10 protein-coding genes and 2 pseudogenes are annotated in these 13,531 nt (G+C 70.1%); 6 read left to right on the forward strand and 6 right to left on the reverse strand.

Annotated elements, in window-relative coordinates:
• The first annotated feature begins 60 nt into the window (after positions 1–60).
• The 4 genes from ABD901_RS51435 to ABD901_RS51450 all read left to right on the forward strand — a co-directional run bounded on the left by ABD901_RS51435 (position 61) and on the right by ABD901_RS51450 (position 6,067).
• The gene (locus ABD901_RS51435) at positions 61–1,716 is read left to right on the forward strand and encodes an ABC transporter substrate-binding protein (RefSeq protein ID WP_345141265.1); all 1,656 of its coding nucleotides are present in this window, start codon (positions 61–63) and stop codon (positions 1,714–1,716) included.
• A gap of 88 nt (positions 1,717–1,804) precedes the next feature.
• Positions 1,805–3,331, forward strand: coding sequence for a GH39 family glycosyl hydrolase (locus ABD901_RS51440; RefSeq protein ID WP_345141268.1), 1,527 nt, complete (start codon positions 1,805–1,807; stop codon positions 3,329–3,331).
• A 5-nt stretch (positions 3,332–3,336) separates the two neighbouring features.
• The gene (locus ABD901_RS51445) at positions 3,337–4,017 is read left to right on the forward strand and encodes a YesL family protein (protein WP_345141272.1); all 681 of its coding nucleotides are present in this window, start codon (positions 3,337–3,339) and stop codon (positions 4,015–4,017) included.
• Between the two features lie 25 nt (positions 4,018–4,042).
• A complete protein-coding gene (locus ABD901_RS51450) occupies positions 4,043–6,067 on the forward strand; it encodes a beta-galactosidase (protein ID WP_345141276.1) in 2,025 nt (674 codons plus the stop codon).
• On the opposite strand, the gene ABD901_RS51455 is transcribed toward ABD901_RS51450, so the two are convergent.
• Positions 6,061–8,061, reverse strand: coding sequence for an alpha-glucuronidase (locus ABD901_RS51455; protein ID WP_345141279.1), 2,001 nt, complete (start codon positions 8,059–8,061; stop codon positions 6,061–6,063). The genes ABD901_RS51450 and ABD901_RS51455 overlap by 7 nt on opposite strands.
• Before the next feature lie 150 nt (positions 8,062–8,211).
• Between ABD901_RS51455 and ABD901_RS51460 the strand changes: the two genes are divergently transcribed.
• Both ABD901_RS51460 and manD read left to right on the forward strand, forming a co-directional pair.
• Positions 8,212–9,234: a LacI family DNA-binding transcriptional regulator gene (locus ABD901_RS51460; protein WP_345141282.1), complete on the forward strand. Its 1,023-nt coding sequence runs from the start codon at positions 8,212–8,214 to the stop codon at positions 9,232–9,234.
• Positions 9,231–10,439 carry a D-mannonate dehydratase ManD gene (gene manD / locus ABD901_RS51465; RefSeq protein WP_345141285.1) on the forward strand — a complete coding sequence of 403 codons (1,209 nt, stop codon included), beginning with the start codon at positions 9,231–9,233 and terminating at the stop codon, positions 10,437–10,439. Before ABD901_RS51460 ends, manD begins: the two co-directional genes overlap by 4 nt.
• Before the next feature lie 35 nt (positions 10,440–10,474).
• Here manD and ABD901_RS51470 read toward each other — a convergent pair whose 3' ends face one another.
• The 5 genes and pseudogenes from ABD901_RS51470 to ABD901_RS59350 form a co-directional block, all read right to left on the reverse strand.
• Positions 10,475–10,672 carry a zinc-binding dehydrogenase gene (locus ABD901_RS51470; RefSeq protein ID WP_486303875.1) on the reverse strand — a complete coding sequence of 66 codons (198 nt, stop codon included), beginning with the start codon at positions 10,670–10,672 and terminating at the stop codon, positions 10,475–10,477.
• Positions 10,672–11,106, reverse strand: a complete 435-nt coding sequence (locus ABD901_RS51475) for a hypothetical protein (protein WP_345141291.1) — start codon at positions 11,104–11,106, stop codon at positions 10,672–10,674. The genes ABD901_RS51470 and ABD901_RS51475 overlap by 1 nt, the downstream gene beginning before the upstream one ends.
• Before the next feature lie 207 nt (positions 11,107–11,313).
• Positions 11,314–11,751: pseudogene (locus ABD901_RS51480) on the reverse strand (IS1634 family transposase); the annotation flags it as partial.
• Positions 11,752–11,767: 16 nt separating this feature from the next.
• Positions 11,768–13,141: an IS4 family transposase gene (locus ABD901_RS51485; protein ID WP_425556847.1), complete on the reverse strand. Its 1,374-nt coding sequence runs from the start codon at positions 13,139–13,141 to the stop codon at positions 11,768–11,770.
• Between the two features lie 42 nt (positions 13,142–13,183).
• A pseudogene (locus tag ABD901_RS59350) lies at positions 13,184–13,399 on the reverse strand (IS1634 family transposase); the annotation flags it as partial.
• Between the last annotated feature and the right edge of the window lie 132 nt (positions 13,400–13,531).

The raw sequence follows: 13,531 nt of genomic DNA on the forward strand, positions 1-13,531 counted from the left end.
ACCGCTACACCCCCACGAAAACACCCCCGGAAAACACACCCCCACGAAACGAGGAAGTCCATGGCTCACCTCTCTCGGCGCCAGTTGCTGGCCGGCGCGTTCGGCTCGGCCGCCGCGATGGCGCTCGCCGCATGCGGCGGCGGAGACGACGACTCCGGCAAGAGCGACGACCTCTCCGCCAACCGTGGCGGCGCGATGGACAAGTACGGCGTCGGCGACCAGTTCAAGGCCACCGAGGCGCTGAGCTTCCCGATCATGGTGCTCAGCAGTACGACCTATCCGTACAAGGCCGACTGGCTGTTCTGGTCGGAGCTGACCAAGCGGACCAACGTCACGCTGCAGCCCACCGTGATCCCGGCCAGCGACTACAACCAGAAGCGCAGCGTCATGGTCAGCGGCGGCGACGCCCCGTTCATCATCCCGAAGACGTACCACCCGGACGAGGAGCAGTACATCGCCGGCGGCGCCATCCTTCCGGTGAGCGACTACATCGATCTGATGCCCAACTTCAAGGACCAGGTCGCCAGGTGGAACATGAAGCCCGACCTGGACACCTTCAAGTCGTCCGACGGCAAGTACTACCTGCTGCCGGGCCTGCACGAGGACGTCTGGCTGGACTACTCGCTGGCGGTGCGCACCGACGTGCTCGAGAAGCTGAGCCTGAAGACGCCCTCCACCTGGGACGACGTGGCCGACATGCTGCGGGCGATGAAGCAGCTCAACCCGGCCGAGTACCCGATGTCGGACCGGTGGAGCCACAATCCGCCGGACGCCCCCGCCGGCAACCTGCTCGGCATCATGAGCGACGCCTTCGGCACCCACGCGGGCTGGGACTACCAGAACCACACCTGGGACGCCGGCGCCGGCAAGTTCGTGCTGACCGGCAGCATGGACCAGTACAAGCAGATGGTGGTGTTCCTCAACAAGCTCGTCAGTGAGAAGCTGCTCGACCCGGAGAGCTTCACCCAGCAGGACGACCAGGCGCGGCAGAAGTTCGCGAACGGCCGGTCGCTGGTGATGAGCTGCAACGCGCAGACCCTGGTGAACGAGTGCCGTAAGGACATCGCGAAGATCGCCGGCGCGACGGTGACCAAGATCCCGCGCCCGATGGGCCCGATGGGCGCCACCAAGCAGGGCGTGGTCCGGCTCGAGAACGGCGTCATGATCTCCAAGAAGGCCCGGGAGAGCAAGAACTTCGTGGCCATGATGCAGTTCGTCGACTGGCTGTGGTACTCCGACGCCGGCAAGGTGTTCGCCAAGTGGGGCGTCGAGGGCACCACCTACAGCGGCAAGATCGACGACGGCAGCTTCAAGCTGAGCGGTGACGCCAACTGGGGCGGCCTGAACCCGTCGGGCGCCAAGAACCTCCAGGTGGACTACGGCTTCTTCAACGGCGTGTTCGTCTACGGCGGCAGCACCAAGCTGCTCAACTCGCAGTTCCCGCCGGAGGAGCAGAAGTTCCAGGAGGAGATGGGCAAGCGCAAGACGCTGCCCGTGCCGCCGCCGGCCCCGCTGAACGCCGACGAGCGCGAGCAGTCCTCGCTCTGGGCGAGCGGCATCAAGGACTACGTGACCCAGCAGACGGTCAAGTTCATCCTCGGCCAGCGGCCGCTGACCGAGTGGGACAACTACGTCAGCGAGCTCAAGGCCAAGAACTCGCAGCAGTACATCGACCTGGTGAACAAGGCGTACGAGCGGGCCAAGAAGAACGGCTGATCCTCCCGCGGTCCGGTCGTGTCACGGGGCACGACCGGACCGCCGCGGCCGTACCGGTACGACAGCACAGGACAGGCGGGAAGTAGCAGTGGCGATCGTCGTTTCCGACCGGCCCTCCGGCCGGCTGACCGAGGCTTGGCGGTTCTGCGTCGGCACCGGCCGGTTCGAGCTGGCGCTGCGGCGCGACTACCAGGACTCGCTCGCGCTGATCCAGCGGGACATCGGTTTCCGCCACATCCGCGGCCACGGGCTGCTCAGCGACGGCGTCGGCATCTACCAACCGTACGAGTACCGCGGCGCACGACAGGTGCGCTACGGGTTCGGCTACGTCGACCAGGTCGTCGACGCCTACCTCGAGCTGGGCATCCGGCCCTTCCTGGAGCTGGGCTTCATGCCATCGGCGCTGGCCTCCGGCGACCAGACGGTGTTCTGGTGGCAGGGCAACGTCACCCCGCCGCGGTCCTTCGCGGAGTGGGCCGAGCTGGTCCGCGCCACCGTCGGGCACCTGGTCGACCGGTACGGGCTGGACGAGGTGCGCACCTGGCCGATCGAGGTGTGGAACGAGCCCAATCTCAAGGAGTTCTGGCGCGACGCCGATCCCGAGGCGTACCACCACCTCTACGAGGTCACCGCGCACGCGGTCAAGGAGGTTGACGCCGCGTTGCAGGTGGGCGGGCCGGCGATCTCACCCGGCTCGGACGAGTGGCTGGTGCGCTTCGCCGAGTTCGTGACCGACCGTTCGGTCCCCGTCGACTTCGTCAGCCGGCACGCCTACACCTCCGGTCCCGCGCAGCACGTGCCCTTCGGGGTGCACCAGACCTTGCAGCCGGCCGGGCACCTGCTGGAGCAGTTCGCCCAGCCGCGCCAGGCGCTGGCCGGCAGCGCGCTGGCCGGCCTGCCGGTGCACATCACCGAGTTCAACTCCTCGTACCGGCCGGACAACCCGATCCACGACACCGCCTTCCACGCCGCCTACCTGGCACCGGTCCTGGCACACGGCGGCGACCTGGTGGACTCCTTCTCCTACTGGACCTTCAGCGACATGTTCGAGGAGGTCGGAGTGCCGACGTCGCTGTTCCACGGCGGCTTCGGGCTGCTCACCCACCGCCAGGTGAAGAAGCCGACGTACCACCTCTACGCCTTCCTCGCCCGGATGGGCGACGAGATCCTGGCGCGCGGCGACGACCACCTGGTGACCAGGGACGCCGGCGGGCGGGTGAGCGTGCTGGCCTGGGCGCCGGTCGACGTCACCCAGCCGTACCCGAGCCCGGCCTCCGGCGGCGCGCACCGGGTGCAGCTCTCGATTCCGGTCGGCACCGCGCAGACCACCTCGGCCGCGATGGTCCGATCCACCGTCAACGAGGAGGCCGGCAACGCCTGGACGGCCTGGGCGGAGCTGGGACGGCCGCGCTCGCCGCGCCCGGCGCAGCTGGACACGCTGCGCGAGCTGGCCGAGCCGGTGCGCGGCCACCGGAGCCTGCCGATCGTGGGCGGCCGGGTCGAGCTCGACCTGACGCTGTCCCGGCACGAGGTCAGCCTGGTCGAGATCACCGCCGTGGCCGACGAGACCCCGCCCTGGTGGGACGAGTCCCGGCTGCTCGGGCACGAGCGGTGACCGCGATGACCGAGGCGGGACGGCAGTTCGGCGAGGGGCCGCTCTCCCGCGTGGCCTCGTTCGTCTACACCCTGCTCGTCGTGGAGCTCCTGCTGGTGGTCACGACCCTGCCCGGCCTCGTGGCGCTGATTCTGCTCGACCGCGACGCCAGCAACGTGCCGCTCGCCGCCGCCTGCGCGTTGCCATTGGGCCCGGCGCTGTCGGCCGCGCTCTACGCGCTGCAACACCGCCGCCGGGACCTGACCGACCTGGCGCCGGCGTCGGCGTTCTGGCGGGGGTACCGGCTCAACGCGGTCGGCGCGCTGAAGATCTGGGTGCCGTGGCTGGCCTTCATGACCGTGATCGGCGTGAACCTGACCCATGTCGAGGCGGCCGGCATCCCGCGCTGGTGGGCGGTGCTGCTCGCAGTGGTCGCCGTGGTGGTCACCCTGTGGGCGGTCAACGCGCTGGTGATCACCTCGCTCTTCGCGTTCCGAGCCGTCGACGTCGCGCGGCTCGCCTTCTACTGCCTGGTCCGGACCCCCTTGGTGGCCCTGGGCAACGCCGGCCTGCTCGCGGTGGCGGTCATCGTCACGGCGGTCGCGTCCGAGGCGGTGCTCGCGCTGCTGGGCTCGCTGCTCGCCCTGGCGCTGCTGCACACCAGCCGGCCGATGACCACGCTCGTCCGGGACCAGTTCACCGCATAGGGACCTTCACCGCAAAGGGACAACCGTGAACCCTCGCATGGCCGCGTTCCGCGCTCGCCTCGGCGGCTTCGCCTTCGGCGGCGACTACAACCCCGAACAGTGGGAGCCCGCGGTGTGGAAGGAGGATGTCCAGCTCATGCGGCGGGCCGGGGTCAACCTGGTCACCCTCGGCGTGTTCGCCTGGGCGTCGCTGGAGCCGGAGCCGGGACGGTTCACGCCCGAGTGGCTGGACGAGGTGATGGACCTGCTGCACGACGCCGGCATCAGCGTCGACCTCGCCACTCCCACCATGGCGCCGCCGGTGTGGCTCAGCCACGAGCACCCGGAGGTACTGCCGGTGGTGGAGGACGGCACCACCTTCGGGTTCGGCAACCGGCTGCACTTCGACCCCACCTCGGTGCACTACCGCAGCGCCGCCGCCCGGATCACCCGCATGCTGGCGCAGCGGTACTCGCAGCACCCGGCGCTGGCCATGTGGCACATCAGCAACGAGTACGGGCCGGTTGCGTACACGCCCAGCAGCGCGGCCGCGTTCCGGCAATGGCTGCGGCGCCGGTACGGGAACCTGGACGGGCTCAACGACGCCTGGTACACCCGGTTCTGGGGGCAGCGCTACACCTCCTGGGAGCAGGTGAACCCGCCGGAGCTGCCGCGCTCCTGGTCCAACCCCACCCGCCGGCTGGACTACCAGCGGTTCGTCTCCGACGCGCTGCTGGAGTGCTTCGTCGCGGAGCGCGACATCGTCCGGGAGTACCGCGACGACATCCCGGTGCTGACCAACTTCATGCGCTTCTACCGCCGCGCCGACTACTGGGCCTGGGCCGCCGCCGAGGACGCCGTCGCGCTGGACATCTACCCCGACCCGGGGCAGGCCGACTCGCACGTCGCGGCGGCGCTCAACTTCGACCTGATGCGCTCGCTGCGCGGCGAGCCCTGGATCCTCATGGAGCAGGCGGCCAGCAGCGTCTCGCAGTGGAAGGTCAACAACGTCAAGCGTCCCGGCCGGATGCGGCTCGGCTCCTACCAGGCGATCGCGCACGGCGCGGACAGCGTCCTGTACTTCCAGTGGCGCGCCGGGCGCGGCGGCCACGAACGGTTCCACTCCGCGATGCTGCCCCACTCGGGAACGCGGGCGCGCAGCTGGAAGGAGGTGGAGGCGCTCGGCAACGAGCTGCCCCGCATCGCCGAGGCGCTCGGCTCCACCTCCACCGCGCAGGTCGCCGTGCTCTTCGACTGGAACGCCTGGTGGGGCCTGGAGACCACGTACGGCCTGCCGCGCAACGACTTCGACTACCCGAAGCTGACCACCGAGCACTACCGCCCGCTGCTGCAGGCCCAGCACGCGGTGGACCTGATCTCCTTCGGCTCCGACCTGAGCCGCTACCGCGTCGTGGTGGTGCCCAACGCCTACCTGATCAGCGACGGCTTCGCGGCGGCGCTGGAGGAGTTCGTCGCCGGCGGCGGGACGCTGGTCTGCTCGTTCTTCTCCGGCGTGGTGGACCTGGCGAACCAGGTCCGCCAGCCGGCGTACCCGGGTGCGCTGCGCCGGCTCATCGGCGCGTACATCGACGAATACTGGCCGGCCCGCGAGGGGGAGACGTTCACCGTCCGGTCCGCCGACGGGACGCTGAGCACCGCGGACTGGTGGCAGGACAGCCTGCACCCGGAGACCGCCCGGGTGCTCGGCAGCTACGTCGGCGGCGACCTGGACGGCCGGGCCGCGATCGTGGAGAACACGGTGGGGGAGGGCCGCGTGGTCTACATCGGCACCCGGCTGGCCGAGGCCGCGCTGCGGGACACCCTGCTGGAGGCGGTCAGCGTCGCCGGGGTCGCCCCGGTGGTGGCCGGCGCGCCGGAGCACGTGGAGGCGACCCGCCGGGTCCACGACGGCGCCGCGTACCTGTTCCTGCTCAACCACTCGGACACCGGCAGCGCCACCGTGGCGCTGCCGGCGCCCGGGGTGGACCTGCTCACCGGGGCGGCCGTGGCCGGCTCGATCACGCTCGAGCCGGCCGGTGTCGTTGTAGTGCGCATGGTGGCGCCTCAGTAGATGCGCCGGCCGTGCGCGTCGGGGACGCCGGACTTGCGCAAGAAGTAGGTGTTGATCTGGTCCCGCCACTCGTGTGCGCTGCGCACCTGCTCGTCCAGCCGCTCGCTCACCCGGGCGTACAGCGCCGGGTCGACCAGCCCGGCCGGCAGGTCGCGCCACAGCTCGCGCATCCGCTCGGTGCGCCGGGCGCCTTCGAAGTGCGTGTCGTAGATGTGCTGGATGACGGTGCGCCCGCTGTGCAGCACGTGGTGGTACGGCACGTGGTGGAAGAAGAGCAGCAGCTCGTCGGGGCAGGTGTCCGGTGACTCGTAGATGTCGGACCAGGGTGCCGGGTACTGGCCGGTGTAGCCGGTGCCGGTGGCCCGGGTGCGGTCCACGCCGATGCCGTCGCGGTCCGCGAAGTGGTAGGTGCCCCACGGGCTGTACTCGTAGCCGTCGACGGAGGGCCCGTAGTGGCTGCCCGGGCTGACCATGAAGCCCACACCGAGCGGCGCGGTGTACTGCTCGTATGTCTGCCAGGAACCGTCCATCAGCTCGTGCAGGGTGCGCCGCAGGGTCTGCGGGTCGGCGGTGTCGTCCGGCCGGAAGGTCAGCTCGATCCACTCGTCGAGGATCGCCGCCGGGTCGAGCGTCGGATCCCAGGCGAGCCGGCCGAAGGCGTAGAGGTTGGCCTGCGCCAGCGGATGACCGGTCCAGTAGGGGTCGTCGCCGACGTTGGAGACGCCGACCAGCCCGCCGCCCGCCGCCACCTGCGCCACGTCGGGTCGATCCTCGCCCCAGGGCCGGAAGCCCAGTACCGTGCGCCACATCGGGGCCAGGTAGCACACGTGCCGCTGCTGGCCCGTGTACTCCTGGGTGGCCTGCAGCTCGACCGCCACCCGGGTCCGGGGCATGGCGGTGATCACCGGGGACACCGGCTCGCGGGTCTGGAAGTCCAGCGGGCCGTGCTTGACCTGGAGCACGGCGTTGTCGCGGAACTCGCCGTCGAGCGGGACGAAGTGGTCGTACGCGGCCCGGGCCCGGTCGGTGCCGCGGTCTCGCCAGTCCTGGCGGTGGTTGTAGACGAAGGCGCGCCAGTGCACCACGCCGCCGAATGGGGCGAGCGCGTCGGCGAGCATGTTCGCCCCGTCGGCGTGGGTCCGCCCGTAGGCGAACGGGCCGGGCTGCCCCTCCGAGTCGGCCTTCACCAGGTACCCGCCGAAGTCGGGGATGGTCTCGTAAACCCCGCGGGTGGTGTGCGCCCACCACTCGCGCACCCGCTCGTCGAGCGGGTCGGCGGTGGGCAGCCCGCCGAGCTGTACCGGCGAGGCGAAGTTGACCGACAGGTGGATCCGGATGCCGTAGGGCCGCAGCAGGCCGGCGACCGCCGCGACCTCGCCGAGCCGGTCGGTGAGCAGGTGCGCCTCGCTCGCGTGGACGTTGACGTTGTTGACGACGAGGCCGTTGATCCCGCAGCAGGCGAGCAGCCGGGCATAGCCGGCGACGCGGCTGAGGTCCTCCCGCAGCGCGCCGTCGCGCCAGACGATGGAGCCGCCGGCGTAGCCGCGCTCGACCTGCCCCATCACCGGGTGTACGTCGACGTTGTCCCAGTCGTCGACGATGCGGCGGTGCAGCGCGGGCCGATGGTGCTCGGCGGGGCGTTCCCCGGTGAACGCCGGCTCGCCGAGGCGCACCACGTGGAACAGGCCGTGGAGCAGCCCGGCGGGCGCGTCGGCGAGCAGCGTCGTGACGCCGTCACGCCGGGCCAGCACGAAGCCCTCGTCTCCGGTACCGCCGGACTCGGCCGGCACCGCGGACAGGGCGAGGACCAGGTCGACCGGCTCCGCGCCGTCCCCGTGGCGCACCGTGCCGCCGTAGCGCCCGGCGGCCTCGCGCAGCTCGGCCAGGACGGTGTCGAGGAGGGGGCCGTCGCCGTGGACCACGGTGTGCCGGGAGCCGACGGACCGGAACGCTGCGGGTGGCAGCCAGGCGGCGTGCAGGTCCTGTCGTTTCACGGGGGGAGCCTCCTTGCTGCAAACCTTTTCATAACGATGAAGGCTGGGGCTGCTCAGGTCAAGGGCTGGACAGGGAGGCGGCCTTGACACGTTGTGCAAAGGATTTCAGACTGCTCAGCAGCGCAACGGCAGGAAAGACCGGGAGGCCCGATGCCCGTCACGATCAAGGACGTCGCCCGCGCGGCCGGCGTCTCGGCGTCGACGGTCAGCCGGGCGCTGTCCATGCCCGATCTGGTGCTGCCGCGGACGCGGGAACGCGTCCAACGGGCCGCGGGCGAGCTCGGTTATCACCCCAACCGGGCCGCGCGCGGGCTCATCACCGGTCGCACCGGCAACATCGGCCTGATCGTGCCCGACCTCACCAACCCGTTCTTCCCCGGCGTGGTCAAGAGCGTGCAGGTCCGGGCGCGGCAGGCCGACTACTCCATCTTCCTCGCCGACACCGACGAGCGGGACGCGGCCGAGGTCGACCTCATTCGCGCACTCGGCAAGCAGGTCGACGGGATTCTGCTCTGCTCACCCCGCACGAGCGAGGCCGAGCTGCTCGACGCCTGCGGCGACACGCCGATCGTGCTGCTCCACCGGCGCATCGGCCGCGTCCCGTCGGTGACCGTCGACAACGGCGACGCCGTCCGGCAGGCCGTGGCGCATCTCGTCGCGCTGGGGCACCGCCGCATCGGGTACGTCGCCGGGCCGCGCCTGGCCTGGTCCAACCGCGAGCGGCTGCGCGCACTGCGCGTGACCACCGCCGCGGCGGGCGTCGAGCTGGTGGAGGTCGCGGCGGTCGCGCCGCAGTTCACCGGCGGTGTGGCCGCCGCCGACCTGGTGCTGGCCGCGGGTGTCACCGCCGTCGTCGCCTACAACGACCTGGTGGCCCTGGGCCTGCTCAACCGGTTCAACGCGCGGGGCGTCGCCGTTCCGGGCGACATCAGCGTGGTCGGCTTCGACGACATCGTCTTCGCCGGGATGGTGAGCCCGGCGCTGACCACTCTGGCCCAGCCCGTTGAGGAGACGGGCCGGGCCGGGGTGGAGCTCCTGCTGCAGTTGCTGGAGCACCCCGACCGCGCCGCAACCGCGCGCCGCGAGTTGTTCGCCCAGCTGATGGTGCGCGGATCGACCGGCCCGGCCCCGGACCGCCCGGCGCGCACTTCGAACCACGAGGGATCCGCATGAAGATCGCCGACGTCCGCGTCATCGTCACGTGCCCGGACCGCAACTTCGTCACGCTGAAGATCGTCACGGACGAGGGCGTGTACGGGCTGGGTGACGCCACGCTCAACGGCCGTGAACTGGCGGTCGCGTCGTACCTGCGCGACCACGTCGCCCCGCTGCTCATCGGGCGCGACCCGAGCCGGATCGAGGACACCTGGCAGTACCTCTACAAGGGCGCGTACTGGCGCCGCGGCCCGGTGACGATGAGCGCGATCGCCGCCGTGGACACCGCGCTGTGGGACATCCTGGGCAAGGTCGCCGGGCTGCCGGTCTACAAGCTGCTCGGCGGCCGCTCCCGCGACGGCGTGACGGTCTACGGCCACGCCAACGGCGAGACGGTCGACGACGTGCTGGTCGAGGTGGCCCGCTACGTCGAGATGGGCTACCGGGCGGTGCGGGTGCAGACCGGGGTGCCCGGGCTGGCCAGCACCTACGGGGTAAGCCACGACAAGACGTTCTACGAGCCGGCCGACGCGGCGGTGCCGACCGAGAACGTGTGGTCGACCGAGCGCTACCTCGCGCACGTGCCGTCGGTGTTCGCCCGGGTGCGCGAGGAGTTCGGCCCGACGCTCAAGCTCCTGCACGACGTGCACCACCGGCTCACCCCGATCGAGGCCGCCCGGCTCGGCAAGAGCCTGGAGCCGTACGCGCTGACCTGGATGGAGGACCCGGTCCCGGCCGAGCTGCAGGAGGGCTTCCGGCTGATCCGCCGGAACACCACCACCCCGATCGCGGTCGGCGAGGTCTTCAACACGATCTGGGACTGCGAGCAGCTCATCCGCGAACAGCTCATCGACTACATCCGCACGACGGTCGTGCACGCCGGCGGCATCTCGCACCTGCGCCGCATCTTCGACCTCGCCGCGCTGCACCACGTGCGGTCCGGGTCCCACGGGGCCACCGACCTCTCGCCGGTCTGCATGGCCGCCGCGCTGCACCTCGACGTGGCCATCCCGAACTTCGGGCTGCAGGAGTACATGCGGCACACCGAGGCCACCGACGCGGTCTTCCCGCACGGGTACCACTACGCCGGCGGCTACCTGCAGCCCGCCGAGACGCCGGGCCTCGGCGTCGACATCGACGAGGAGCTCGCCGCGCAGTACCCGTACCGCCCCGCGTCGCTGCCGGTGAACCGCCTCGAGGACGGCACGCTGCACAGCTGGTGAGCCGCCGCGCCCGAGCGCGCCGCCGGCCCCGGCCGCTACACCACGATCGCGATCTTGCCGCTGGCGTGATGGTCGAGCATGTGCCTGACGGCGCTCGCCGCTTGGCCGAGCGCGTAGGTCTGGTCGATGACCACCTTGACCTCGCCGGATTCCAGGAGTCGCAGGAGCGCGGTCAGGTTCTCGTGGTTCACGGCCGGGGTCACGAGCCGCACTGTGGTGGAACCGAGGCCCATCAGGACCGCGCGCGCCGTCCTGGGCAGGCCTGCGAAGAGGCCGCCGGTGCCTGGACGATCAGCTTGAAGCTGTTGAGCGCGCGGCCGCGCCAGTCGGATGTGAAGTCGCCGATGTATTCGGCGGCCCCGAACGGCGGGCCTGCCTGTTGCAGCAGGAAGACCGTGAACGTCGTGTTCGGCGGCAGATTGAAGGCGTTGACCGTGAAGGTGTCGAATCCCAGCCGTTCGGTGGTCAGCTGGACGTCGACGTTGACTCGGACATTGGGCATGCAGGCGGCAAGTTGCGGTGTCGACGGCGTGAGCTTGAGATGTACCTGTTCGGGGAACCAAGTCTTGTTGGACGCCGAGGCCGTGGCACTCCTGGCCACAGCTCCACCAGCTACGACCGCCCCAAGGACGAGCGTGCTGGCGATCAGTCGAGTCGTGCGACGCATTCGTTTCTCCAATCGTGTAGTTGTGCTGCTGTTGCTGATGGGCGCGGCGACTCGCCTCCCGGGCGTCGACCGATAGGCACGCTGAGGAAGGTTCGCCGCACCGCGGCGAGGCGGGTGCGAAGTAAGGCGTCCCGGTGCGCAGGCCGGAAACCCGGGTTCCACAGATGAGTAGCAGTCCTAGTCCTCGAAAACAGGCGTTGAACTGTGGGGCTTGGTGGAGATCACCCCGGCGAGTTCGTCGCGCCGGGGCCGGGGCAGGGTGTCGGTGCCGTCGATCAGATCGGTCAGTGCCGCAACGTGACGGGCCCGGGTGGCGGCGTCGCGTTCGGCTTCTGCGGGGTTGTAGCAGACGACGAACCGGTCGTCGGCCAGGTCGGGGGCGAGGCGGACTTCCTTGACCTGCAGGCTGTCGCGGACGGTCTGGTAGCGGCCCTGCCTCGATAGGGCGGCGTCGGCGGCCGGGGTTCCGCCGCGCAGCTTCTCGCCGAGGATGTAGTGCCCGCCGCTCTGCTGCAGGATGCGGCGGTTGGCCGCGGAGGCGAACCCGCGGTCAGCGACCCAGACCACCCGGGCCAGGCTCCACGCGCGCATGTCGGTCTTGACCTGGCGGATCAGGGCGGAGTCGGCGGTGTTGCCCGGCCAGCACCCAATGCCGTTGCCTTTACAGCGGTCGACGGTGGATTGTGAGGCCAAAGTTGGGATCGGGCCTGGTCCCACGCATCTTGGCGGTCTTCGTCGGATAGGGCGTTGTGCGCCGCTTGATGGCGCGGGGGTAACTGCGCGGCCGACGGTCCGGGTTGGGCTTGGCCGCCAGTCTGGCAGCAACGTGTTCTGCTGCGCGGTGCCGCTGTGCAGGTCGAGGCGCGGCGACCATGCTGCGGCGAACGAGGTGCTGTGCGCGGCGAAACGACATTCGCTGTGGATCGAACGACCGGTTCGCTCCGGTCGCGGCATGCTGTATCAGGTCCCTGGTCAGGTGATGGACGGTCAGGTGGGCCCAGATCTCCTGCCGTATCCCGTCAGGCCGAGCCGAGCGCAGCACGCCTTGCGGTCCACATTGGACTGTCTTCACCTCGGCGAGTACGCCCTCGGACTCCCAACGTTCGTGATACAGGGCGGCGAGCTCCCCGGCGGGTGCGGTTTCGGGATCAAGTAGGGATGTGGCCAGCCGATAGACCTCGTCACTGCCGTCGAGGGTGTACTCGACCACCCGGACCGTGATAGCGCTGGGCACGCCCTTGCCCTCCCGGCGCAGCGCTGCTGCCGTGTGCTTGTCCAGTCGAACCCGAGCCAGATAGCTCCCGTCGTCCAGTACTGCGTGCGGTTTCTTGGCGACGGTCTTCTTCAGCCGCCACAGGAGCTGCGCTCCGGCTTCGACGAAGGCGTTCCACAGTGGAACACCGAGCATGTTGCGGTCGGCCAGCACAAGGGTGCCCGGTCCGGCCGAGCCGGCCAAGTTCATGGCCAACGTTGTTTCGCCCTGCTGACGGCCCCCTATCGCGGCTTCGACCAGGGCGTGCGTGCCGCACTCAACCAGCGCGACCACCCGGGCCTGCGGGTACCCGCCTACCCCGCAGCTGCCGGCGGGGCGCGTGAACTCCTCGGCGTTCTCGGGAGTATCCGCGACATCCAACACGGTGCCGTCGAACGCCTCCAGCCGCAGACCACGCCAAAACGCCGGCGCACAGGTGTCCGGCTGCGCGATCGGCCCGGCAACGGCGCGGAACACGGTCTCCAGCACCGCCGCGCCCAGCCTGGACCTGGCACGGCACAGCGAGGACTTGTTCACAACCGGCCACGACCTTGCCGAGGGCAGATCGACATCGTCGGGCAGGAGATGGTCGAAGACCTGCTCGTATCCTTGGCCGGGATACAGGCACCGAGCGAGTTCGAAGTACACCATCGTCCGCGCCGCAAGCAGTCTGCGTCGCTCTTCCCGCCGGCCACCCTTGTCGATCGCCGCCTCGACCAGTTCAGGGGGACACCATCGGGTCGGTGCCCCCAACCCGATCTCAGGCCGCCAAGATCCATCCATCGCGGGCTGAGTATGCCGCAAGTCGCTTAACGCAACGGCATTGGGCCAGCACCAGCAGCGCACCGGGATCCCGTCGCGGGTCACGGCCATGCCCACGATCACCTGGGGCAGGTCGTCGCGGTGGTCCTTGGACTTGCCGAAACTGCGAAATCCCGCCTCGCTGACCGGCTCGTCGTCGCCGCCGACGCGGCGGCCATGCTCGTCGCGGCCGACCGGGTCGTCGGCCTCGCCGGTTTCGAAGTAGGTGGAGGTGGTGTCCCCCTTAAAGATCTTTCGATTTTGCGGTGAGTCGTTGCGGGTCGATGCCGTTGGTGGGCAAGACAATCATGGTCATGCCTACAGCTGTGCGGTCGACAAGCCCGCGTCGTGATCCCGGTCGTGACGTGCATG

The organism is Dactylosporangium darangshiense (assembly GCF_039537565.1).
Classification (GTDB): Bacteria; Actinomycetota; Actinomycetes; order Mycobacteriales; family Micromonosporaceae; genus Dactylosporangium; species Dactylosporangium darangshiense.

Excerpts from the sequence above, each read along its gene's own strand:
- manD (WP_345141285.1), top strand. The coding sequence starts at position 9,231 with ATGAAGATCGCCGACGTCCGCGTCATCGTCACGTGCCCGGACCGCAAC.
- ABD901_RS51445 (WP_345141272.1), top strand. The coding sequence starts at position 3,337 with ATGACCGAGGCGGGACGGCAGTTCGGCGAGGGGCCGCTCTCCCGCGTG.
- ABD901_RS51470 (WP_486303875.1), bottom strand. The coding sequence starts at position 10,672 with ATGGGCCTCGGTTCCACCACAGTGCGGCTCGTGACCCCGGCCGTGAAC.
- ABD901_RS51485 (WP_425556847.1), bottom strand. The coding sequence starts at position 13,141 with ATGGATGGATCTTGGCGGCCTGAGATCGGGTTGGGGGCACCGACCCGA.
- ABD901_RS51460 (WP_345141282.1), top strand. The coding sequence starts at position 8,212 with ATGCCCGTCACGATCAAGGACGTCGCCCGCGCGGCCGGCGTCTCGGCG.
- ABD901_RS51475 (WP_345141291.1), bottom strand. The coding sequence starts at position 11,106 with ATGCGTCGCACGACTCGACTGATCGCCAGCACGCTCGTCCTTGGGGCG.
- ABD901_RS51435 (WP_345141265.1), top strand. The coding sequence starts at position 61 with ATGGCTCACCTCTCTCGGCGCCAGTTGCTGGCCGGCGCGTTCGGCTCG.